The following is a 23,785-nucleotide window of genomic DNA, read 5'->3' on the forward strand; positions in this document are numbered from 1 at the left end:
AATGAAAATCAAATCAGGCACCTTGGATCAAGGGTGGGAACTGGTAGACCGATTAGATCACGATAATGTAAAGTCGCACCCTTTTTCCGGGAAGGGGGCTGACTTGACCATTAATCTCGTTGTTAAACAAGGCACTCAAGTTATTGGCGGCGTGGCGGCGAGTTCGGATGATTACGGGATCGGTTATTTAGAGATGCTATGGGTTGATCCAATGTTTCGTCGGCAGGGAATTGGCCAGGCTTTGCTAGTGGCAGTCGAGCAGGAACTTTTCAAGGCGGGATGTCGCAAAGTCAGGTTAGAAACTTTCGATTATCAGGCGCCGTCTTTTTATCGCGCCAATCAATATCAAGCGTTCGGCAAGTTGCATTATACCCATGCAGCATTGACCGAATACTTTTTTGTCAAACCATTGCAGTTGCAAGTATCACCAGTCTTGCCAGCGATCTATACGTTAGCCTCAGGGGATGATGCAGCGATGACTTGGGTTGAAGATCAGTTTGAAGCAGAGAATTTGGCGAAGAAGCCGCTTTTGCAGGCAAAACCGGGAATCACGTTCACTTTTTTGGCCGAAGAAGATGGCCAGTGTGTTGGCGGTATCTTTGGCTATAGCGCTATGTATCGAATCGGCTACATTGAAGCCTTGTGGATCGCACCGGCGTATCGGCGTAAAGGACTTGGCACGCGGCTGGTGAACCAACTATTGGCCGCGTTCAAGGAAATTAATTGCCCGATCGTCCATTTAGATACGTTGTCATTCCAAGGCCCGCAGTTTTATCCTGCGCTAGGATTTCAACAATTTGGAACCGTTGATTATCCTGACAATGGCGTGAGTGAATTGTTTTTCGTCAAGTTAATCCAAGATTGAAAAGAGATGCAGCATGGTCAGCAGCAACAGTATCATCGTCACACGTGAAAAAGCGCCAGCAAAAAAGCAGGCCATTGTGCGCGAAGTTTTAGCAGACTTGCCTGAATGGTTTGGGCTACCCGCATCAACACAGGAATATATTGATGCGGCGGCAACTTTACCACTGTGGGTCGCTAAACAGGATAATCAAGTCATTGGGTTCATTGATTTTGATAAAACAACTCAAGCAACAGGTGAGATTAACTGTATGGGCGTCAAGAAAGCTTACCACCACAAGGGAGTTGGCCGGCAATTATTTCAGGCGTTAGCGGTCTTTGCGCGGCAACATGCACATTATCTGCAGGTTAAGACAGTTGATGAAGGTCATTATCCGGAATATGATCGAACGATTCGTTTTTATGAAGCGATGGGGTTTGAGCGCTTAGAGGTCTTCCCGCAGTTGTGGGATGCCTGGAATCCGTGTTTGGTTTTGGTTAAAAAGTTATAAAAATGCCTCAATTTTCAAGTCAAGTGCAACGATGATAACGAATTCTTGATAGTGGTCTAGGCTGTTACGCCATGCATCGGTAGTAATCGCATGGGCGAAGATAGTTCAGAATACGTCTGGGACGATGGTTCAGTGCGGATTGGACTGCTTGAATTTCAACCAGGGTAACTGCTCTGAGAGACTTCCCTTTCGGGAAGAATTCCCTAAGCAGTCCATTGGCGTTCTCGTTTGTGCCACGCTCCCAAGGCGAGTACGGATGTGCGAAGTAAATCTGGGTTCCAACAATCTCTGATAACTTGGCAAACTCGGAACCATTGTCAAAAGTGATACTCTCAAATTCCTTGGCCCCGTAGTCGTCGATCGTGTCCTGCAAGGCTTTAAGGCAGGTGCCCGCATGATAGTCAGGAATCTTGACGATGATCTCAGTCCGGCTGTACCGTTCTGTGAGCGTCATTAATGCTGGCTCATCAGCTAAGCGAATACCTTTGACCAAGTCGCCTTCCCAATGTCCCACGCCTGTGCGGTCATTCACGGCCGCAGGACGCAACTCGATTGAGTCGCCGTATATCTTCTTATTCTTGCGCTTGTGGGCGTTCTTATAGCCTTTGATGCGGCGTCGGAGCTTCTTGGGAAGTGTCATGTTGTCTAGCTCAAGCAGCCCGGCGTCGATGTAGCGATACACAGTTGTCGTTGAAGGGCAAGCCTTGCCCTGGTCGCGATAGAAGTGTACGAAGCTATCAACGCTGTGTACGCGCGGCTTACGAGTAAGCTCCCTGGCGAGAGCCTTGAAGAACGCACGGCCGGTCTTAAGAAAGGCGTAGTGACCGGTTCTATCGCGTTTACGGTCGTGCATGGCTTGGGCAGTTTCCGCAAGATAGACTTGATGCGAGTGACGCTTCGAGTCGAGCTGAGTTACAGATCCACGCGTGATTTCTCGTGAGATTGTCGCTTTACTGCGATGAAGCTTCTGTGCAATCACGGTCGCGGTGTCACCAGCAGCCTGAAGGGCCTGAATTGTAGCACGGTCGCTAAAACTGAGTTGTTGGTAATGCTTGTGGGTGTTAGTCTGAGAGTGGGTCATGAAGATTCCTGCTTTCTTGTTTAGCTAGCACTAACAAGAATAGGTCTTCATGGCCTTTATGGTCTAGTCGTCAGGGTGTTGCACTTGAATTGTAAACTGGGGAAGTTATAAAAATGGCTATGGTTCTGAGAACACAGTGTTTGTGAGTCTCAGAGCCATTTTTGTTTGTGGAAGAATACAAATAAAAGTGATAAACGTCATGAACCTATTTACATCTAGTTTTTAAAACTATATAATATAGTCATTAAAGCTGATGGAGGCGCAACATGACCGAAAAAATTGCAATTCTCGTTGATTCAGGTTCGGATGTTCCTAAAAGTGTGCTGGATACGAACCCGAATATTGCGGTTGTCCCATTGAACATTACGATGAACGGGCATAACTATTTGGACGCGGTTGATATTACCCCGGATGAATTTTATTCCGCATTGGCAACGGCTGAAACCTTGCCGAAAACATCCAGTCCTTCACCGCATGCAGCCAAAGAAGCGCTGGCAGGGCTGTTTGCGGCGGGTTATACGCAGATTCTTGGGATTACAATTTCGAGTGCGCTGTCAGTCACGCACCATGTCTTTCAACTAGCGGCGGAGGAGTTTCCCGACAAGCAGATTACCATTTTGGATACGAAAAGCATCGGCATTGGCAGTGGCATTCAAGTTGCCTATGCGACCTCGCTAATCAATGCCGGCGAATCGTTTCAGACGCTGGTGGCAAAAGTTGAAGCGTCAATTGTTAAAAGTCGGATCTATTTTTACGTGCCAACGCTGAAATATTTGAGTGCGGGGGGACGAATTGGTCGGGTAGCCGGGTTAGTCGGCTCAGTCTTACATATTAAACCGGTTATTTCATGTGATCCGGAAGGCGTTTATTATCCAATCTTTAAAGCCCGCTCGGAGGAAAAGGCACTGCAAAAACTGGTCGATCAGATTAAGCAGGATTGCGTCAACAGTGACCATTATCGAATTGGAGTCGCGCATGGTCAGAATCCAACGCTGGTGAAGAAACTAGCCGCAAAAATAGAAGAAGCTACAGGACACCCGGTTGATTTTATCGGTGAAGTGTCACCATCGCTCGGCGTTCATACTGGACCGGGGTTGATTGGTGCTACTGTGCAATCGTATTAAGCGTCTATGACGAATGGTTATTTTTTGCGAATGTTAAATGATGACCAGTCATTAAAGTTAAAACTAATTCTTTGCAAATTAAAGTCAGATAGATTTTCACACATAAAGGAAAATCTATCTGACTTTTCAGCAATTATCGGAAAAGATTGAAGATTTATTTTTGATTTAACCATAACCGATAAAAATGATTAACATCGCCAATTTCCATAATTGTTAAATCACCATTGATCTTTCGGGCAAAGTCGATTGTGAAAAAAGAAGATTTAATATCAGCGCCTTGTTTTTTAATGAATTGCTGATCGTTTGCATTCAAGCTTTCAAAATTCTTCCCCCAATAATCAATAACCACAAATGGATTTCTTTGCCAATAGAAAACGCGATATTCCTCAAATGTCGGATTGTTTGATAAGTAGGTGCCTGTCTGAAGTAGCGGAACAAACTCACGTATGACAAGACCACCAACAAGGTTCTCGCCCTGTCGAGTAATGAAGTTATGAATCACTTCCAAAGCTTGTGAAAAGTTTTGAGCATTTGGAATGTAAAAGGCACTATACCATTCGTGTTTTCTGCTCTTAACAAAATCCTTTATTGTGACTGGTCCGGAAAATTGGTTAAGCACTCGTATGATATCTTTATCGGATAAATCGGTTGTCCAAGCTGACTTGAGTGTGTTAGAGTGATGGGCCCATCTAGGAAGCAAATGGGTCCCTGTATAGGCGTGGGTATCAGTAAGCATTTTTGCTCCAGAAGCTAAGATTAAACTATTCATTTTAGAATATGTCTCTGGCCGTAACATCCATCCACGATAGATAACTGTTGTTTCAGAAGGAAAAGACGTATTCAACTCAAGCTGATTTTGATCTAATAAGCAATCAAGATTAATAAGCCGAACATTAGTCATGGATTTTGCAACCGTATATTCCTCGGCGTAATCTGGGTCGGGTTGAGAGACTCTTAAGGGATTTCCCGGAAACAACAATGTTAGTTTGCTAGTGTCCATTTTTAGACCCCACTTTGAATGATGGTGATGACCTAGAAGAGGGTAGCCATAGAATGAGCTTTGAATTAGTTTAGCCAGCTAGTTGAATTTTATCGAAACGACGCCTTCATGCCAACCACTTATTCCGTTTCGCCATCTCAATTGCCTCAATCCGATTATGCACCCCTAGCTTACTAAAGATGGCCGACAAGTAGTTACGCACGGTGCCTTCAGATAGAAAAAGCGAGGCTGCGATTTGTTTGGAAGACAAACCACTGGCGACTTCCCCGAGAACGGCCAATTCGCGCTCTGTCAGGGGGTTGCTTTCAGCCGTGACCATGTTCGCAACTAATTCCGGTGCGTAAACTGTTTGCCCCGTCATCACTTTCCGGATAACGGCGATTAGGTCATCGCTTGGGCTGTCTTTCAAAAGATAACCGTTCACTTGAGCAGCAATAGCGCGTTGAAAATACGCTTTTTGCGCGAAGGTGGTCAGGATAATGACTTTGGTAGGTAAAGCGTGCGTGTGAATTTGATCAGCAACATCCAGGCCGGTCATTTTCGGCATTTCAATGTCGAGGATCGCGACATCAGGCGGCTGCGATTGAATGGCTTGCCAAGCGGTGGCGCCGTCTTGTGCACTGCCGATGACGGTTGAATCATCTTCCAAGTTGAGTAACTGCGACAGTGCCGAGTTTAACATGCTTTGATCTTCGGCAAGGTATAACGTGATCATCATCAGGCCTCCTTTGGCAAAGTAAGTGAAACCCGTGTGCCTTGGCGATTATGGACAATGGAAAAAGTGCCATTGACCGCTTGCATGCGTTGTTGCATGCCGCTAATACCATTTGACCCAGCGCGAACATAGCTTTTTGAATGACCGTCATCTTGAACCTCAACCAGATAAGCGGTCGGGGTTTGATCGAAGGTAATGATGGCTTGGTGAGCGTGCGCATGACGAATCACATTGGTAATTGCTTCGGAAATGACGGCACTCAATTGGGCTTGAACGGTTGTCGGCCATTCAGTGGCTTCATTTTCCCCGTTTGTCAGTAAAACCACATCCGCTTCGGCAAGATTTTTACCTTGTTCCAACATCATTTCGCTGAGGGACTGCTGATGAAGGTCGTTGACAATGGCGCGGACCAATTGTAGGTTGTCGCGGCTGGTTTTAGCAATATCGTCTAGTTCTTGGGCCACCCGTTCCGGCGCCTTGATGAGTAACTTTTTTGCCAATTCGGTTTTGAGCGTGATCATTGAGAAGCTTTGGCCAAGTGTGTCGTGCAAGTCACGTGCGATGCGTTCACGCTCACCGCGGCGAACAACCGCCTGCAGCCGCCGATTGGTTTGACTTAACTGGCGGCGACGGATGACTGAGCGCGCAACCGCGTATGAAATCAACGGCGAGGCTAATGGAAAAATAAGGTCGCCAATATTCGCATTGTCGAGACTGATGACGCCAGGATGAAAGTGATTATAACGCCAGAGTCCGATGAACATAATCAGGTAAAAAGCGGTGGCAAACCAGCGAAAATATTTTCGCGGGTACCGGGCCAAGATAAATGAAATCTGCCATCCGGGGTAAATAATCATGTAGTTATTGAAGGCAAAGATCGAAAACAAGCCGGCAATGAAGAGTTCTAGTGGAATCGTCACCGCCAGCCACCGATCGATTTCATTAACGAGAATATAAACGACCAGGAAAAGGACCCCTAAGCCGATCCACAGCCAGTCAATACTGGACTTGGTGGGGATGAACTCGCTCATAATATATGGCAGATAAAGCAGCCATATATAACTGGTCCATTCCAGATTACTTAACCATAATCGAAAGCTATGCCTCACCCAATGCCACGCCTCTCCGTTGTTCGTTTCGAGTCATTGCCACAACGACCAAGCCGGCAAGTAAGACCCAAACAGCTATGCCAATCAAATTGGTTAAGTCTACTTTAGCACGTGACGTCAGTTCATTTAAGAGATTGTTGACGAAATAAGTCGGCATCAGCTTGCCAATCGCTTGAAGCCAACTTGGCAACATGCTGATGGGCCACCATAAGCCACTGACAAGGGCCATCGGGAAAGTCAGCAAGTTACTGGCAAGACTGAGCATTTCTTCTCGATGGATATGCGACAACGCAATTCCGATCATGAGCAAAGGCAGCTGGCCAATTAAGACCACAACTATCAGCCCCAACCATTGGGTGATTTCGAGCCGAACGCCATTAACCCCAACTGCAATCCCGCCTAGCACCACAACTGACAGCAAACTCATCATCAACATCCAAAAAGTGATGGACGTGTAATAAGGTAAAGTGCCATGCGGAGAAAGCCGCAAAAAAGTTGTCAGTCCTTTTTCACGGTCACGTCTTAAGATAGAAGCAATGCTGAAGAAAGCCTCAATTAAAACACTGTAGACGATCATCTGGCCCAGGTAAGTGAGATTGAATTGCTTGATTTCTGCAGCTGATCCACTCACCATGATCTTAGTGAAAAGTAAATAAAATCCAGCTGGCATGATGATTGAAAAGAAAATGAATGAGGCGTTTCGGACGACTAATCGCTTGCCGTCAAAAGCTAATTGTGCAAAGAATGTTTTCATTTTAGCTGGCCTCCTGTTGGGTTAACTGTAGGAAAATATCTTCCAATGATTCACGATTCACACTCACTTGGTGTAGACGGTCAAGCAGCGGTGTCAATGCGCGCAAGGTCTGGTCACCATCTGTGCTGTGAATGACGAGTTTATGCTTGAGATGATCAACGCGATCAACTGCAGGCAATCCGTTGAAAATGGGCAGTTGCAGGTCAGTTTCGAATGTAATGGTGGCTCCGAGATGCTGTTTTTGCAGTTGCTGGAGGGAGCCGTCAAATGTGAAGCGACCTTTTTGCAGAATCAACAAGCGGTCCGCAATTTGTTGGATTTCCTCAAGATAATGGCTGGTAATCACGATGGTTTTACCTTCTTGGCGCAACTGCTCGATGTTGTCCCAAAATGCTTTACGCGAGTTTGCGTCCATCCCGACAGTAGGTTCATCGAGGAAGAGTAAGTCCGGTTGGTTGATTAAGGCAACGGCAAATGTCACCCGACGCAATTGCCCACCGGAAAGACTGCCGAGTCGCTGTGTTTTAAAAGGTTCTAAGCGTAAGTCCGTGAGCAATTTATTAGTGTTAAGCGGATGATCGCTTTCAGCCGCAGCAAGCTTTAGTAAATCTGCAATCGTGATGCCGGGAACAACCATGTCGCCTTGAAGCATCGACCCGATCCGTGCCTTGCTAATGGCCGATCCGGGCTGCTGTTCAAAAACGCTGACCGCGCCTTCACCTTTAAGTAGTCCTAGTAAAATGTTTAGCAGGGTGGTTTTACCTGCGCCGTTAACGCCGATCAAACCGATGATTTCACCGGCGTTTACCGTTAAGTTAATATCATTTAAAACTTGTTTTTTACCATAGCTGAATTTCAGATGTTCAGTTCGAATAATTGTGTGCATGTCATCCACCTCCAACATCGATACTACGCGGCCACCATGATTGCCAGTAGTCGCGATTGTCATGTATGTGATGTGACAAATGTCATGACTGACGATTTTTATTGCGCTGGAGAGGCACACGACCTTTTGTTGCTATGATGATGAATCATCGGAAGCGTCAGATCAAAGGAGCAGCAGCATCTCTATTGTGCGAACCGTACTTCTTGTATAATGGAAGGAATATGGACGCGGATTAAAAGAGGGGAATCAGGAAGATGGCAGCGACATTATCGGAGCCTTTGCGTAATCTATTATTAGCAAGTCAATTAGGACTGAGTGTGCATCATCCTTTAGCCGGCTGGTCAGTATTGACGATTCTTTATCGCGATGCTGGCAGCAGCAGTGAACCGATTACCTTGAGTTATTTAGCCCGGAAGTACAACAACGATTATCTTGATGGCCTCAGTGGGGAAACGCCCATTGCCGATGACGTCTTGAAAAAGGTGCTCGATGTCCTCGTGACGCAAGCGGGGTTAGTTGAAGTAAGCCCGCGAAAAGTACGCGCCCGCATGCGCAGCGGTCAGTACCATATCCGCCAGTCGTATGTTTACCGGATCACAAGCAGCGGCATTGAATACTTGAAAATGATGCAAAAAGTCATCGATGCCGAAAGTACCATTACGGCCAACACCAATCGGATTCAGGAATACGTGGATCTGGTCGAAAAACTGAGTGTACCGGTTCGTTCGGGGGCCGACACCCGGCTTTACAATGATTTTAAAAATATGCTCGATGCCTATGACGATGTGATGAAAGGCATTCATAAATTAGAAGATGATCTTGATGAGATTGCAAACGATATTGCCTTTAACCATGGAAGTCAGGCTGCAGCCCACTTGCAGCAAATGTTGCGCCAAGAAGCGATCCCGGCATACCGGCAAATGTTGAATCAGGCAGCACGTATTCAAGGGTTGGCTGACGACCGTACTTTTCCTGATCAGATTGCCCATTCCCAGCAAGGTGAGGGGGACTTGGATGCTGCCCATGCTGCTGGCCGCCAAGATGTGTTGGTAACGCGGTTTCAGCGGAACAAGCAATGGGCACAGTCGCAGCTCAATCGGTTATCGCTAAGCATGAGTCCAACGACGACCGCGATTGATAGTAGTCTTGACTCGATTTATCTTGTCTTTAATACCTTGTTAGGCATTGTGCGCTTACTTAGCCAGGAATTTGAACATGCCAAGCGCCAAACGATCGACTTGAAAGTACTGTCTAAGAAAATTGATGGGTTACTCGCACATTACGTCCAGCTGACGATTCCTGCCCAGATCCCACGGCACTTGCCGGCGGATCGTGAAGTTGATGACCCCAATGATTTGCTAGATGCGTCTACGATGGGGCCAGTTCATTATTTAGCCAATCCCATTACAAAGCAGCCGGCCAGTGCCGCCGACAATCCGACCGTCACCGATGATGCGCCGAGTGAGCAGGCTCAACTGGCAGGACTGCGAGAATTTCGGCAGACGTTGATGGTGGATGATTTCCATGGCCGGGTTGATCACAATTTGACGCTCAAGACAGTTACCGCGCGCGATGAAATCGTTAAACTATTTGCTGCCACCTATCACAAAGATCTTGCTGCTTTTGCTCCATTTGGTCGCGCAACCAAATCAGTCGAAGCATTACCGGATTCGCCGCCGTTACAGCTGCAAGTGGCAGGCGAAGATTATGCAGTTGTGCTGCCGCATGGGTTCACGTTTTCGTTTGATTAAGGAGAAGAAATAAGATGGCGCAAATAACTAAACGCGATCAACTGGTGATTAATGAATTGTTGGATCACGGGGTGTTTACCACCACGCCGCTTGCTGCCGCCACGCAATTGAGTCGAGGTGCCATTGCGGATTTAAAGAAACCTTCTGTGCAGAAACGAATCGGCTTTTACTTTAAGAATATGTTCGGCATCATGCCCGAAAACTTTCAAGAAAATCTGCTTTTTCTATTGGGAACCGAGAAACTTTCGCCGGTGCAGGTTCATGTTCTTTTGGCAACGGTTAAAACGATCATTAATGAGCCGGAATTACAGAATAATCAAGCGGACCGGGCCATTGCCACCCAAAAAATCGTCCGGCAGGTGCATAGCGAGGTTACGGAGCTAGATGAGCGGGAATTGTTGCGTACCATTGATGCACTGTTCGTAAAACGATTCGGGTTGTTCACCCCAGATCGCCTTGAAGACGACTCGGAAAATGTACCAGCTGAAATTGATGATTATTGGGAGGTTCATCCGGATTTCAATGAATTTACCCAGAACCTGGTGAATTATTTGGTCAATACCCAATCCCAAGAGGAAGTAAGCGAGATTCAAAAAGTTAACCGTGTTTTACTGACAGAACAATTTATGAGTCCTAAAGCCAATCCGCAACTTTGGTCAACGTTGGCTGTCAACAAACAAGAGATTGCCGAACAGTGGGCGCAAGGCGGGCGGTTTGTTTTAGAAATCGGGGATCGTTATGCGCTGCTACTGGACACGCAACGCCAGCCTAGTGTTGCCAAGCCTTATCTGGTCGCTTTGGCAGTGGCCCATCAACTTGGCGCAGGGGTGGCGGCTGCTGATTTAACCGCACTCATTAGAAAAAAAGCAGTCGCCATGGGACTCACAGCGCATACACTCAACGATGCTCGTGAAGATCCGGCGCTGTTTGCTTACTACCGGTGGGTCATGACGCATTGCTTTCAGTCTGGACAGGTCAATGAACTGACAGCGCGGTTGATCGGCATGGCGTTCACCTCTGCAAATGTTTTTGAAACCGACTTACCCCAACCATTGACGTTGAATCCTTGGCAACTCACACCGATGCTCGACTTTCCGTTGAAAAACAAACAGGCGGTGGTCATCGAAAATAACGGGGTGTTTGCGTTGCTTCATCAGGAACATCCAGACTGGCCGTTGATTTTACAGTCCGGCAATGATTTCAATGATGTGTATGTGCGACTCATTCAACGACTGGAAGAACGAGGGATGCGTTATGCATATTTAGGCGACATTGATAGTGCTGGTATCCGCATGGCCGACCGATTTGCCAGTCTTTTGAAGCAAACGCCAGCAGAAGCAGTGGCGGCCTTGCAAACGCCAAGGGATGTCCGACTTTGGCTGGCAGAATTAGGGAAACGCAACTCGGCCCGGACACGTGCGCTTCAAGTCACTTCGCCGGTTTTCCAAGCTGAAATGGTCTCGGTCACAATGTTTGGAAAATTTGTGGAACAGGAACAGCTCATGCCGATTTATACCCAGCGGATCGCGGATTGGTTGAAGCAGGAAGATTAGTAAGAAACTGAGCAAGTGTTTTTAATCAATTGCAAAGGAAAATAGCCCAATGTATACGATCGAAAATTATCGCCCCGAGCTACTAGAAAGTTGGTTGCGTTGTCGTGCCCTAGCATATATGCGCAGTGGGTTTCAGGATGAGATCACCGGTGAAAAAGAAACTGTGACGGCAGAAAATGGCATCTCACTAGTGGCAACGGTTGATAGCCAAGTTGTTGGGATCGCTGAAGCCATCTTTTTAAATCAAGAACAGGCCAAACCGGAATCTTATGGTTTGCCCGCAAAGATGCCATTGAGCACCCTTGACACCATGGCAGTTCATCCTGATTTTCAACATCAAGGAATTGCTAAGGCGTTGTTGGCTCAGCTGAAACGGCGGTTACAAAGTCGTGGCGGTGCGTTATTGATCTATACGCTGGATGACGAACCAGCGAATCAACTGTATCGAGCAGTTGGCGCCAAGTTGTGTTATACAGCGGCAATTGTCCATGGGCACAGTTCTCATAATAAAGTGCCGCAGTGGGTGAATTTTCACGTGACAGATGATCATCAAATGACGCTTTATGATGCTCAAGGTGCTGAGATTCCGTACGGGCAGGATATGGAGACGTACTTTGTTGGTAAAAAGGTAAATATTGACCTGCTTAAAGATGTCAGTAAGATTGTCACGGAACATGTTTATGTGTTAGATATCTGATGATCAAGTGCTGCATTTAATTAGATGTTATCTTATCAAGAAAATAATCTTAAACGAATCGCTAAACGAGCTTTTTCACGATTAGATATAAAAGAGCACAGCCTGATCCTAGTCAGTGATCTGTCCCCCAAAGTTTTGTGCCAACTTTGGGGGACAGATCACTGTTTTATCTCGCTCACTGGGTTGCTATAATGATATTTGCTGAGTAACTAAGCAGACTGAACAGAAATTGTGGGGAAGATATTTTGATTGAAGACCAAACCATTCAAATCGTACAACAAGACTTGACGGGAATGACGAGTCGGCAAATCAGTACGGTTTTGAATTTGATGAATGAGGGCAATACGGTTCCGTTTATTGCGCGGTATCGTAAAGAAATGACCGGGAGTCTGGATGAAGTTCAGATTCAGGCGATTGAGGAAGCCTATAAACGGGTGACGGCGCTGCAGGATCGTAAAGCTGCGGTGATCAAGAGTATTGCCGAACAAGGGGCGCTGACACCTGAGCTGGAGCAGCAAATCCATGCTAGTACCAAGTTGCAGGATGTTGAGGATATTTATTTACCTTATAAGCAAAAGCGTCAGACCAAGGCAACCATTGCTAAAGCGCGCGGACTTGAACCTTTTGCGCAGTGGATTCTTTCTTTCCCAGTAGGCGATTTGACGTCTGAAGCGGCTAAATTTGTGAATCCGGACAAAGAGGTTGCGACTGAGCAGGACGTATTGGACGGTGCCCATGAAATTCTTGCGGAGAAGTTTAGCGAAATGGCGCCGATCCGCAATTGGGTGCGCAATTTCACCATGCGTACTGGTACGATTAAAACGACCGTCAAAACCAAAGGCAAGGAACTGGACGAAAAAGGCGTTTATCAGCAATTTTACGACTTTGAAGAGACCGTCAAGAAAATGTCATCGACTCGGACGCTGGCCATTAATCGCGGCGAAAAAGAGAAGATTTTGACAGTTAAGGTTCAAGTTGATCCTGCTTCGGTGATGCAATATTGCCATTTTAAATTGATTGATAATCGCCCGAGTACCGAAGCAACAGCGTTTATTGAAGCGGCGTATCAGGATGCCTACAAACGCTTCATTGGCCCGGCGATTGAACGGGAAGTGCGCAATACTTTAACCGAAAGTGCTGAGGAGCAGTCGATTAAGGTCTTTGGTCAGAATCTGTACAACTTGCTGATGCAGGCACCGATTAAAGGCAAGGTGGTTCTCGGATTTGATCCAGCTTATCGCACCGGCTGCAAACTAGCCGTGGTGGACGAAAATGGTAAGTTTTTGGACAAAGCTGTCATTTATCCGCACAAACCGGCGCCAGAGAAGAAGCGTCAGGCCGCGGCTTCGGAACTGATCGCGCTACTCGAAAAGTATCATGTGACGATGATTGCGATCGGCAACGGCACAGCAAGTCGGGAATCGGAACAATTTGTGGCGGAAACGCTTAAGCAGATCAAGCGGGATATTTATTATGTCATCGTCAACGAAGCCGGCGCATCGGTATATTCAGCCAGTCAAGAGGCGCGGGATGAGTTTCCGGACCTGCATGTCGAACAGCGCAGCGCAATCAGCATTGCTCGCCGCCTGCAGGATCCACTGGCGGAATTAGTGAAGATTGATCCGGAATCGATTGGTGTGGGGCAGTATCAGCACGATTTACCCGCCAAGGCGCTGGCAAGTGAAGTCGATGCAGTCGTGGAACGCGCGGTCAATCAGGTTGGCGTTAACCTGAACACAGCTAGTTACCAACTGTTAACCCACATTTCCGGGTTGTCGAAAACGATTGCGACTAATATTGTGAAATACCGCGATGAAAATGGCCGCTATAACAGCCGTGCCGAATTGAAAAAAGTACCACGGCTGGGACCGAAATCATTTGAACAGTCAGTTGGTTTTCTGCGAATCATCGGCGGTAAGCAGCCACTTGATAACACCGATATTCACCCGGAAAGTTACCCCGTTGCCAAAAAGATTCTGGCTGCGGCGGGGTTATCCACGGCTGATTTAGGTGATCATGAGGCGGTTGCCAAGGTTGCTAGTGTTGATGGTGCGCCATTTGTCAATGATGGCGTTGGCGTTGAGACAGTGAATGACATCATTAGCAGTCTGCAAAATCCCGGTCGCGATCTTCGTGACAACATGGCAGCACCGCTTCTTCGGCAAGATGTCCTTACCATGGAAGACCTGAAGCCGGGCATGAAGCTGGAAGGAACTGTCCGCAATGTCGTGGATTTCGGCGCGTTTGTGGACATTGGCGTTAAGCACGATGGTTTAGTCCATGTCTCTAAAATGACCCGCAAGTTTGTCCGCGATCCTAAAACGGTTGTGGCAGTCGGTGATATTGTGACGGTCTGGATTGAATCGGTGGATCTCAATCGCGAGCGGATACAGCTGACGATGATCGCGCCGACTGTTGGTTAAGCGGCTAGCTTGCAATAAATAGAAAAAATACGAGCGGTGGTTTTTAATGTTGGTTCAAGGACCAATATTAGGAAGCCACCGCCTATTTTTTTTAGTTTAATGAAGGTTGGATGTATCCGGTTTCGTGTGCTTAATGACAGTGTCGATAAAATCTTCAGAATAACCGTATATTAAAACAACGGTTGAAATTAATTATAGAAAGATTAAAATACAAGAATATCTAAAAAAGGAGCTGACAGTATGCGACCAATCATCGCACTTACCGGAGATTCAATGGTCGCGCCTTCGCCTGTCATTAATCTGAACTATGCAGACATGGCGCCAAACATGATCAAAAATGCAATTGTAAAAGTTGGCGGGGCACCGTTAATTTTGCCGTATCCTGAAGATGACGCTGCAGCAGCGTCGTTGGCAGCACAATATGTTGATGTTTTTGACGGTTTGGTTTTGCCAGGCGGACCGGATGTTGATCCGACATTTTATCACGAAGAACCCATTCAAGCGATGGGGCGGGCTACTTATCAAAAGGATCGGTTCGAAATTGCCTTAATTAAAGCAACTTTGAAGGCGAATAAGCCGATTTTTGCGATTTGTCGGGGCATTCAGATTCTTAACGTGGCATTAGGTGGCAACCTTTATCAGGATTTGCCAAGCCAAAACCCGCAAGCCACCATTCGCCATGCCCAGGCTGCACCGGGACAGTGGCCGACCCATCACGTTGCGATTACGCCGGGCTCCCATTTAGCAGCATTGTTAGGGACGAGTAGTTATGTTAACTCCCGGCACCATCAGGCAGTTAAGGATGTTGCAGCGAGTCTTAAAGTCACTGCCAAAGCGCCGGATGGAGTCGTTGAAGCCGTTGAAAGCAAGGAGTCGAATCTGATTCTCGGCGTTCAGTGGCATCCGGAAAATATGTGGCAACAATTTCCGGAACAACTACCATTATTTGCCGATATTGTTAAACGTGCAGGAGGTGATGGCAATGAATAATGTTGTGAAGAAAGAACAAATGGGTTATTGGAGCATGATTTTGCTGGGGATCAACGGCATTATCGGTTCCGGAATTTTTCTGTTACCCAATCAGGCTGCTAAGTTAATTGGGTCAGCTAGTATTTTTGTCTTACTTTTTGATGCTTTGTTGGTCATCAGTATTGCACTTTGTTTTGCTCAAGCCGCGACCTATTTTGATCGTGATGGTGGTCCGTACTTATATGCCAAAGATGCATTTGGCGATTTTGTCGGCTTTGAGGTCGGCTTTGTCACTTGGGCGATTCGGATTATCGCGGAGGCCACGATGGCGGTTGCTTTCACAACTGCATTAGTCGGGACTTTTCCAGCGTTAAACCAGCCTATTATTCGCGATTCGATTATTTCAGTCATGGTCATCGGCTTGGCGCTCATGAATATCGCCGGTGTCCGGGTTTCAACCGTGGTCAACAATGTGATTAGCGTTTCAAAATTGGTTCCGCTAGTTTTGTTTGTTGCAATCGGCATTTTCTTCATCAAAGGCAGCAATTTCACGCCATTATTCCCAGGCGGCAGCTATAAGTCCGGTAGTTTCGGGCAAGCCGCGGTGGTCATGTTTTATGCTTTCACCGGTTTTGAAGGCTTAGTCGTTGCGGCGGGCGACATGAAAAATGCCAAGCGTAATTTACCCAAAGCCGTTGCTACCGTCATGACGGTGGTTGCACTTTTTTACATCCTGATTCAGGTTGTCAGCACCGGTATTTTGGGAAATGCGTTGGCAAATACAGATACACCAATTCAAACCGCTTTCGCTAAAATCACCGGTGGCTTTGGCAATGCTTTGGTGGCCGCCGGGACGCTGTTATCGACTGGGGGACTGCTTGTTGCCAGTTCCTTTATCACCCCGCGGTCTGGAGTTGCCCTCGCTGAAAATCACATGATGCCGCAATTATTGGCTAAACGTAATCGGGTCAACTCACCATATGTTGCGATCGTCGTGTCCGCAACCATTACCTTACTCATCGCGTATTCCGGCACATTCGGCTACCTCGCTCAAATCAGCGCGGTTTCAAGATTTGCCCAATACATTCCAACATGTTTGGCGGTAATTGTATTTGCCAAAACCAAGACCAAGGATAAAAGCAGTACCTTCCATCTGCCGCTTGGCCCCGTCATTCCTGCAGTAGCAATTTTAGTCAGCATCTGGCTATTGGTTCAGGTTCAGGTAAGTCAGCTGGTCATCGGCCTTGGCGCGTTGCTCGTGGCGGTACCGTTTTATTTCTTGACATACACGTACCGGCAGCATGGGAAAGTTTAACCACTCAAGAAATTGGAACAAGTTAACAAAAACCAGGTCGGGGGTTAGCAATCAAACCTATAATTCGGTTTTTTACGTGCAAACTGGTATGTGCAGTTCGAATCCATTAGATCTGCGAGACTCTGAACGATAACTGTGTTTTAGGTAATGCGTGACAAAAGATATCACTTTTTCCCCAAATATTTGATTGATTACTCTTAACCATTTAGTGGTTGGTGAATTAAAAAAGTATAGGGCATACAATTACGCCCAGACATGTTTTGCGGCATAGCCTACTACGGTTTAAGGTGATATAATACCTCTGAGGTGCACGCATGAAACAAAACATCATAGACTTGTTTTCGGGCGCAGGAGGACTTACTGAAGGCTTTCGGCGCCCTGAATATAATATCTTGGCGCACGTTGAAATGAGTGTTGATGCCTGTCAGACACTGAGATTACGAGATGACTATTACCAGCTGAAGAAGCGTAACATGCTTCAGCAATATCGCAATTTCCTGGATGGAAAAATTTCACTTTCTGAACTGGAACAGCAGTGTGGATTACGCCAAAAAGCTTTAACAATCAATGAAACAATTGATACGGGTACTATTGACGGAATATTGGCAAAGATCGACTCGAAGCTTTCGAACAGACAAGTACATGGAATTATCGGTGGACCACCGTGTCAAGCTTACTCTACAGTGGGAAGGAAGCGTAATGAGGCTAAGAAGGAAACTGACAAGCGAATTTATTTGTATCGCTTCTATATTCAGTTTTTGGAGCATTACAAGCCGGAGTTTTTCTTGTTCGAGAATGTGCGGGGACTTCTTTCTTTCAAAGATTTAGATGGTAAGCGACTGTTTCCAAAGATGAAGCAAGAGTTCGAGGCAATCACTGATAAACTAGGCTACCATATTGATTGGAAACTAATCGATTGTTCCGAATTTGGCGTCCCCCAAGAACGAAAGCGTATTATTCTTTATGGACAGCGAAATGATCTGCCGAAGTTTTCTTTCTTTGAAAGACTTGCAGATCTGCAAGAAACTCCCGGGACTGTTGGTGAACTCTTCAGGGATTTACCAAAGCTGAAGGCCGGAGAGACCTGTAACAAATATTCCAAGGCTCAACCGTGTGCTTTTGTTGTGGAAAATCTTCGCACTCCTGCAAGTAAGCTAACTCAGAACGTTGCCCGGCCCAATCGGGAATTGGATCTAAAAATCTACAAGATTGCAGCTGAAAAGAGAGCAAAACATAAAATTTTGCATTACAATGACTTGCCCGAAGACCTACAGACTCACAATAATAAAAAGGCATTTTTAGATCGTTTCAAAGCGGTACCGGCAGATGGGGTCTCACAAACAGTTGTAGCTCATATTGCTAAAGACGGGCATTACTACATTCATCCAGATGTGGAGCAAAATCGTTCGATTACAGTAAGAGAAGCGGCACGTATTCAGACATTCCCGGATGATTTCTATTTCATGGGTTCACGAACGCAGGCCTTTAAGCAAATAGGCAATGCAGTTCCTCCCTACCTAGCTAAGAAAATGGCGCAAACGATATTACTAAACAAACAATGAGGTCAGCTTAGCTGACCTCATTGTTTGTTATTCGTTAATGTAAGCTGAGAAGAATCCTAAATTGGGCTCATCCAGAGTACCAACAAGGACGCCCCGATCTAAGAACACATTACCCATTTCACAACTCGTTTCCGCCACAAGCGCACACGCATGACAGGCAGCAATATTTAACGAATCGCGTCCTTGGCCAGAACTATCAATGCAGGTGGGGTCGTAGCTACACCAGCGAGCTTTTTCTAAGGCACTGGCGAGTGTTTTGAAGAAATTATCTGGTATACCCTGGCGAACAAGACCTCCTAACGTGCCTTCAGAGTCTGCGCTTGATGTATAGATCAAGATGCCAGCCATATCAGATTTGTCTGTTTGTCCCCTAGAAAAGTACAGTCGCTCTTTTAATGCAGAAGACGAATAGCCGCTAGCGAAACTGAGTTCACGTAAAAGTATATGAGAAAAGGTGTGAAGCATATAGTATGCGGGATCGATCAACGGTTTACGGTTTTCTGGGACTTGAACCGAACGTTTACGCACGATATTGGCGAAGATTTTTGAACCGTCGAGTTTATTTCTCCAAAGGTTTAGATGTTGACTGCTCAGTTCAATGAATATACCTTCACCTGAATTTTTCAGAGCGACAAACCGGTTATCTGAGCGACGCAACGAAACTTCATTAACAGGAGCCTCGTCTGCGAGGCCAGCTCGTCCTGAACTTGCACGTTCGATTTGTTCTTGTTCCAGCATCATATCCGACTCGATTGGACGAATTCGACTATAGCCTTTAAGAACAGAAATGACCTCGAGTTGATTTAGGAGCGTAATGTTTTGGAAGACACTTGCGAGTTTCGTATCCCCAAAGTGTTCACGAGGTTGCAGTGTCATGTCGAAGCGATTGGTGTTACGGGCATATTCCTTAGCGCCAGTTAAAACGAGATATTCATCTCGTCGGTAATCCATCTGACTTTGTTTTTCTTCTGCGTGAGCAGCTTGCCACACGCTGGAAAAGACATTAATTAGTTTTTCCGGTGTGAGTGAGTTTTCGGTTTCATCAACAAGCGTTTCCAAAAGGGGGGCGTATCTTTGAGAAAGAATCGTTTTCGCCTCGTTGAGCGTTGTAGACTTCAACACTTGTTTGAGTAAGGTCTGGTAGGTAGGATTCTGAACTAACTGCTCCTGGAGTGCAGTGTCTTCCTCGGGTATATTGACAGATCCGACAATGTCGGAAAAGTAAAGGTTATTCGCGTTCCGCATGAGTGCGACTGGCTGTCGGTGACATTGTTTAGGGTGTTCGTTCTTCTTCCATCCGTACCGACCGTGACAATTCACGCCAATGCGCAAAAGGGTGGCGCCAAATGAATCATCAAACACACCTTGCAGATTACGTTTAGCCGTACACGAACACTCGACCACAAGATCCCCAATCGTGCCAGAAAGAAGGTTATCTTTTAGCTTTAGCCGATGAGTGCCGCGGGGAAAATCGTTTTTTTCTTTAGAATGTGCCCACTCCATCCATGGAAAGTCTTGAATGTGCCCATCTCTGCAAGCGCAGACAAGTCGGACCGGGATTAATTCCTCCCGATAACGCTTGTTAGACTTTGATAGTTCAAAATGAAACGGCTTGACATTAAATCGCTTCAGATCAGCATCGTTTCGGAGGTCAGCACGCCACTGCGAGAGTGTCCGAAGTTCGCGGTTCTTTGGCCCGAAATACCACTGTGGAAATGAAACTCCAGTGATAAATTCTTTGGTAAGATCAGTTGGGGGAGCGATAAATCCCGCTGCATTGAGGCTAGATTGTAATCGAATGTCAACGATAGGGTCTTCGTTACTTGTGGGTTGCCAGAACTGCGAGTCACAAATCATAACCGATTGATTGTTGATTTGGGTAAGGGCGCCAGTCCCAAACGGAGTAATCAGCTGTGATTGGCGAATTTGGTTTTCTGGTGAACGGCGCTGACCGTCATTTGAAATTTTACCATCGTTAAACCTAGTCATCTGTCAGACTCTCCTTTATGGAAATATTCCCAGAGTTTTCTATATCGCGCATAGAGTTCATCGCGAAATAAGCTTCGTGATGAGCTTGTCTCATATCAAAACTTTTAAGGAGGTAAACGGTATCTGGTGTGGCGTCTTTCTTCCCCGCAAAGTATAAGAGATTTTTGTTTGCAGTGTTGTCACTTAACACGGCAAATTGCAACCAGTGTTCAGAGATGGCATCAAGCTTTTCACTTGCTTTAGCTGTGTAAAGATTTTCTGAATCGTTTCGCTGTATGCGATCAAGCAAAAATGTTTTTGCACGTGCTAGCTCTGGTTTGAACTTAAGAATTGAGCTAGCATTTTTCTGGGACAAGAGGGCAGGATTCGTGTGTCGTAGCATACCAATCAAAACAGCTGCTAAAGCCTTATCTAAGGCAGGTTGGGAGAATGGTGTTACGCTGCTTGGCTCTACTTGTGCGTACATACTCTGATGATAACTTGTGAAAGCCTCATAGTGAGAACGGTCGCGACTTTTAGTCGAGCTGTATAGTGCAAACACCAAACCTAATGTATCTCGGCCAACCCGACTGGTCGCTTGGATATATTCAGAGGTGAGCTTAGGCTGACCGACAACGATCATGCTGTTCAATCTTGAAATGTCGATGCCCACTGAGAGCATATTAGTAGCAATCATGGTGTCGACAGCTCGTTCATCTGAGGTATGCGCGTGCGTGAGCTTCTCAATTGTGCTAACGATTTCGCTGCTAGAAACGTGTGAAGTAAGCTCAAGATTACCGAACGTATTAAGCTGCCGCGAAGAAGCGGAGCCTTCAAGTTTGGTGAGGCGACGCAGCTCATCACGCACATCATCCATCAGTAAAGTGGAAGCTTTCCCTAACTCTCTGAGGCTATTGAAATAACCGACGACTGTCCAGAAAAGATCCTGCTCTTCAGGACTCAGATCAAGCTCAACAATCGAATGAAGAAGAGCCGCAAATAGACGAATTTCTGTCGTCACTTGGGTTTTGCCTGTGCCCATCACGCCAACATATAGGCGACCGTATAGATTGCCACCAGCAGACGGCTTGCTTGTTTTGACGAAGAAGTTGTCGTCAACGTCTAGTCCGTCCGGTGGAAACTGCATAACATCTCGATCAAAAAGATTGCGAACTTGTTCTTGAGAATTTCTGATAGTCGCTGTTGAGGCGAGGTATTTAGGCCGTGAAGCTCCTGAAGACAAGATGTAATCGAAGCTACTCTCATAAAGCCCGACGATACTACCTAACGGACCAGAGATAAGGTGTAATTCATCCTGGATGATGAGCTGTGGTTTATAGACTTTGCCCGTTTTGTTGTTGGAGCAAGAAAACAGGGCCGCGGTCTTTTCGTTGATCGGCACTTGTGCAAACTTATCAACGGTTCCAAATAAGAGCGTCGGTTGATTTTTGTAGATAGAATCGTCAATAACATAAATTGGCAACTTCTCATGGAAAGGGCAACTGAAATTTTGACATTGGAGATCAAAACCATTGTCATTGACTAGTGGGGCGTATCCCCAAGCATCTATGACAAGTTTTTCTGTATCATCTGGGATAATGCTGTGCTTTTGATGACACCAAGGACATTCAAGTACCTGAAACGGATTTGGGCTGTCATGGTTTTTCCGAAGATTAATAAAATCCATTTTTGCTTCTTTACGATGATTGGGTGTTGACCCTCCGCCAACCCATAAACCAACACTAATTTCGTTGATACCCAGATCGTCACGATGCTGACGCAAGAATTCAAGAGCGCAGATCATTGAAGAGGCACGTTGAAATTGTTGTGCGGTCAACAAACGCAATGTATAGCGCATGATAACTGTGACACCTTTAGCATCAGCGTCGCCGAGACGCTGATAGAGAACCACCAACGCAATGGCACACAAGTATGCCTCAGTTTTGCCACCGCCAGTGCTTATCCAAATCAAATCTAAAACGTCACGGAAGTCGCTTCTTTCATTTATCAGTGAATCAATCGTTGTGAGTATAAAGGCCAGTTGAAAAGGGCGCCAAGCAAAACTCGTGTTTGGGTCGTCTTCCAGATTTTCATAGGTGCGAGACCGAAAACATTGCATCTTCCGTTCGAGGTTTTTACTTCTTTGCAGTAAGATAGCCTCGTTAGCTAGATCGAAGGCGAGCAGAGCAGCTGGGTCCTTACGCAGGACCTCAATACCTTGGTGTATGCGGTTGCTGCAGATTCGACAGTCTCGAAGGTTGCTATTAGCAATCTCGGCGTAACATGGGTTCTCCATTTTGATCTCAGGTACCTGTAGCTCACGTTTAGCAATCCATGCGTCGTATTTCGCAGCAAACTTGGTCAAGGATTGTATTTGTGTCTCTTTAGGAACCTCAAAAAGGTAACTGTCCGGGCGGAGTATGTCCTTACTAAGCCCCTCCAAATCAAAAGACATGGGTGAGAGTTCATAGGTTGGGATATACTCTGTGAATATGGATTGAACTTCGCCAGCTTGCGGTAACCAGCCAACCGAAATACCGTGCCCGATAGCGAAGGTTTTCTTGTTGCGGTACTCAAAGCGAATTTTTTGATCTTCTTTACTAAGCTGGTCTAGGTGAGTATCCATGACATCCTCGGAAGCATAGAACTTGAGTGAGCGCGTTGCATTCAGGATGACTTGGGTTTGGAAAAAAATCGTCGACTTTGAAGTATTCTGGACGACCAACGTGACGGAGCAAACTTCCCCTTTGTTGTCAGAAAGGGGAAGTTCTCGTACCTTCGCAAAAATCGATAATCCCAGTGGTTTGCCGGATTTCATAATTTCTGTAGTGAATCTTGGCTTTGTCAAATCTAAAGTGACCTTGGTGGAAATCGGACGACGCTGATAAATTTGGGGTTTTGCCTTCTTAGATTTTTCCGAGCGGTAATTGAGATTGTAAAGCCGATAAAGAAACGCAGTGGCGTCTTTCATTTCCGGTTTTTCTTTAAGCTGATCAAGTAAGTTTCTAAGCTGTTTTTGGAGACTTATCGGCTTTTGAGCATAGCTATCAGCATATGCAATTTGTTTTTGGTCATCAGAAATTTTCAAAATTGGTTCGGTTGCTTGAGCATCAGTTACAATGTTTAAAATCGACTCAAGAAGATCCGTTGGTAAATCAATCCAAGGATTGACAGTTGTGTCATAAACCGATGTGTTAATCGTGAAATCCAAGGTGGAAGTTTTCAAGCAGTAAAACGATAAGCCAATGGAACTCGGCTTGAAAGTGTTATCGACAACGATAGGCTCGCTTTCGGCATCAAAGTCGACATCTTGGTCATCTCCGGAAACGCCATCTGTTGCTTTGCTTGCTACTTTCGGATAAAGGATACCAGTAATGTAACGATTGCGGGGAGGCTCGGAGATGATTTCGACGCTTGAATCTGAGACGAAATGTTCAGACCCTGGTCCTAATATTTTGGCAGTGATCGAATTCAGATAGCGACTGCGAATGGCTTCTTGCTTTGACTTTGAAATTCTATCTGTCAT

At 46.1% G+C, this 23,785-nt stretch carries 18 protein-coding genes; 10 read left to right on the plus strand and 8 right to left on the minus strand.

Annotated features, from left to right (window positions below; all coding sequences use genetic code 11):
* The first annotated feature begins 1 nt into the window (after position 1).
* Together EL173_RS06450 and EL173_RS06455 are read left to right on the plus strand one after the other, a co-directional pair.
* Positions 2-865 carry a GNAT family N-acetyltransferase gene (locus EL173_RS06450; protein WP_005689078.1) on the plus strand — a complete coding sequence of 288 codons (864 nt, stop codon included), beginning with the start codon at positions 2-4 and terminating at the stop codon, positions 863-865.
* A gap of 13 nt (positions 866-878) precedes the next feature.
* Positions 879-1,352, plus strand: a complete 474-nt coding sequence (locus tag EL173_RS06455; RefSeq protein WP_005689080.1) for a GNAT family N-acetyltransferase — start codon at positions 879-881, stop codon at positions 1,350-1,352.
* Positions 1,353-1,416: 64 nt separating this feature from the next.
* On the opposite strand, the gene EL173_RS06460 is transcribed toward EL173_RS06455, so the two are convergent.
* Positions 1,417-2,433, minus strand: a complete 1,017-nt coding sequence (locus EL173_RS06460; RefSeq protein ID WP_019728331.1) for an IS30 family transposase — start codon at positions 2,431-2,433, stop codon at positions 1,417-1,419.
* A gap of 266 nt (positions 2,434-2,699) precedes the next feature.
* Here EL173_RS06460 and EL173_RS06465 point away from each other — a divergent pair, with 266 nt between their 5' ends.
* Positions 2,700-3,557 carry a DegV family protein gene (locus EL173_RS06465; protein ID WP_005689082.1) on the plus strand — a complete coding sequence of 286 codons (858 nt, stop codon included), beginning with the start codon at positions 2,700-2,702 and terminating at the stop codon, positions 3,555-3,557.
* A gap of 154 nt (positions 3,558-3,711) precedes the next feature.
* On the opposite strand, the gene EL173_RS06470 is transcribed toward EL173_RS06465, so the two are convergent.
* From EL173_RS06470 to EL173_RS06490, 5 genes are all read right to left on the minus strand, one after another.
* Positions 3,712-4,557: an ATP-grasp domain-containing protein gene (locus EL173_RS06470; protein WP_005689084.1), complete on the minus strand. Its 846-nt coding sequence runs from the start codon at positions 4,555-4,557 to the stop codon at positions 3,712-3,714.
* A gap of 106 nt (positions 4,558-4,663) precedes the next feature.
* On the minus strand, positions 4,664-5,272 hold the full coding sequence (locus EL173_RS06475) for a response regulator transcription factor (protein WP_014571293.1): 609 nt from the start codon (positions 5,270-5,272) through the stop codon (positions 4,664-4,666).
* Between the two features lie 2 nt (positions 5,273-5,274).
* Positions 5,275-6,303 (minus strand): sensor histidine kinase, encoded by a 1,029-nt coding sequence (locus tag EL173_RS06480; protein WP_005689087.1) that lies wholly within the window; start codon positions 6,301-6,303, stop codon positions 5,275-5,277.
* A 67-nt stretch (positions 6,304-6,370) separates the two neighbouring features.
* On the minus strand, positions 6,371-7,135 hold the full coding sequence (locus tag EL173_RS06485) for an ABC transporter permease (protein WP_005689089.1): 765 nt from the start codon (positions 7,133-7,135) through the stop codon (positions 6,371-6,373).
* Between the two features lies 1 nt (position 7,136).
* A complete protein-coding gene (locus tag EL173_RS06490) occupies positions 7,137-8,021 on the minus strand; it encodes an ABC transporter ATP-binding protein (protein WP_014571294.1) in 885 nt (294 codons plus the stop codon).
* 254 nt (positions 8,022-8,275) lie between these two features.
* Between EL173_RS06490 and EL173_RS06495 the strand changes: the two genes are divergently transcribed.
* From EL173_RS06495 to EL173_RS06525, 7 genes are all read left to right on the plus strand, one after another.
* Complete coding sequence (locus EL173_RS06495) at positions 8,276-9,772, plus strand: hypothetical protein (RefSeq protein ID WP_005684825.1); 1,497 nt, start codon at positions 8,276-8,278, stop codon at positions 9,770-9,772.
* A gap of 947 nt (positions 9,773-10,719) precedes the next feature.
* Positions 10,720-11,325 (plus strand): DUF2399 domain-containing protein, encoded by a 606-nt coding sequence (locus EL173_RS15215; protein ID WP_064522544.1) that lies wholly within the window; start codon positions 10,720-10,722, stop codon positions 11,323-11,325.
* A gap of 49 nt (positions 11,326-11,374) precedes the next feature.
* Positions 11,375-12,022, plus strand: coding sequence for a GNAT family N-acetyltransferase (locus EL173_RS06505; protein ID WP_005689094.1), 648 nt, complete (start codon positions 11,375-11,377; stop codon positions 12,020-12,022).
* A gap of 245 nt (positions 12,023-12,267) precedes the next feature.
* Positions 12,268-14,445, plus strand: coding sequence for a Tex family protein (locus EL173_RS06510; RefSeq protein WP_005689095.1), 2,178 nt, complete (start codon positions 12,268-12,270; stop codon positions 14,443-14,445).
* A 240-nt stretch (positions 14,446-14,685) separates the two neighbouring features.
* Positions 14,686-15,435, plus strand: a complete 750-nt coding sequence (locus tag EL173_RS06515) for a gamma-glutamyl-gamma-aminobutyrate hydrolase family protein (protein WP_005689097.1) — start codon at positions 14,686-14,688, stop codon at positions 15,433-15,435.
* Entirely contained in the window at positions 15,428-16,729 is a 1,302-nt protein-coding gene (locus tag EL173_RS06520; protein WP_014571296.1) for an APC family permease, read from the plus strand. Before EL173_RS06515 ends, EL173_RS06520 begins: the two co-directional genes overlap by 8 nt.
* Before the next feature lie 314 nt (positions 16,730-17,043).
* Complete coding sequence (locus EL173_RS06525) at positions 17,044-18,291, plus strand: DNA cytosine methyltransferase (protein ID WP_005689101.1); 1,248 nt, start codon at positions 17,044-17,046, stop codon at positions 18,289-18,291.
* Between the two features lie 27 nt (positions 18,292-18,318).
* Here the strand turns inward: EL173_RS06525 and drmB are convergent, their stop codons facing one another.
* A complete protein-coding gene (gene drmB / locus EL173_RS06530; protein WP_019728358.1) occupies positions 18,319-20,280 on the minus strand; it encodes a DUF1998 domain-containing protein in 1,962 nt (653 codons plus the stop codon).
* Positions 20,273-23,785, minus strand: coding sequence for a helicase-related protein (locus EL173_RS06535; RefSeq protein WP_005689104.1), 3,513 nt, complete (start codon positions 23,783-23,785; stop codon positions 20,273-20,275). Before EL173_RS06535 ends, drmB begins: the two co-directional genes overlap by 8 nt.

Source organism: Lacticaseibacillus rhamnosus (genome assembly GCF_900636965.1).
Taxonomy (GTDB): domain Bacteria; phylum Bacillota; class Bacilli; order Lactobacillales; family Lactobacillaceae; genus Lacticaseibacillus; species Lacticaseibacillus rhamnosus.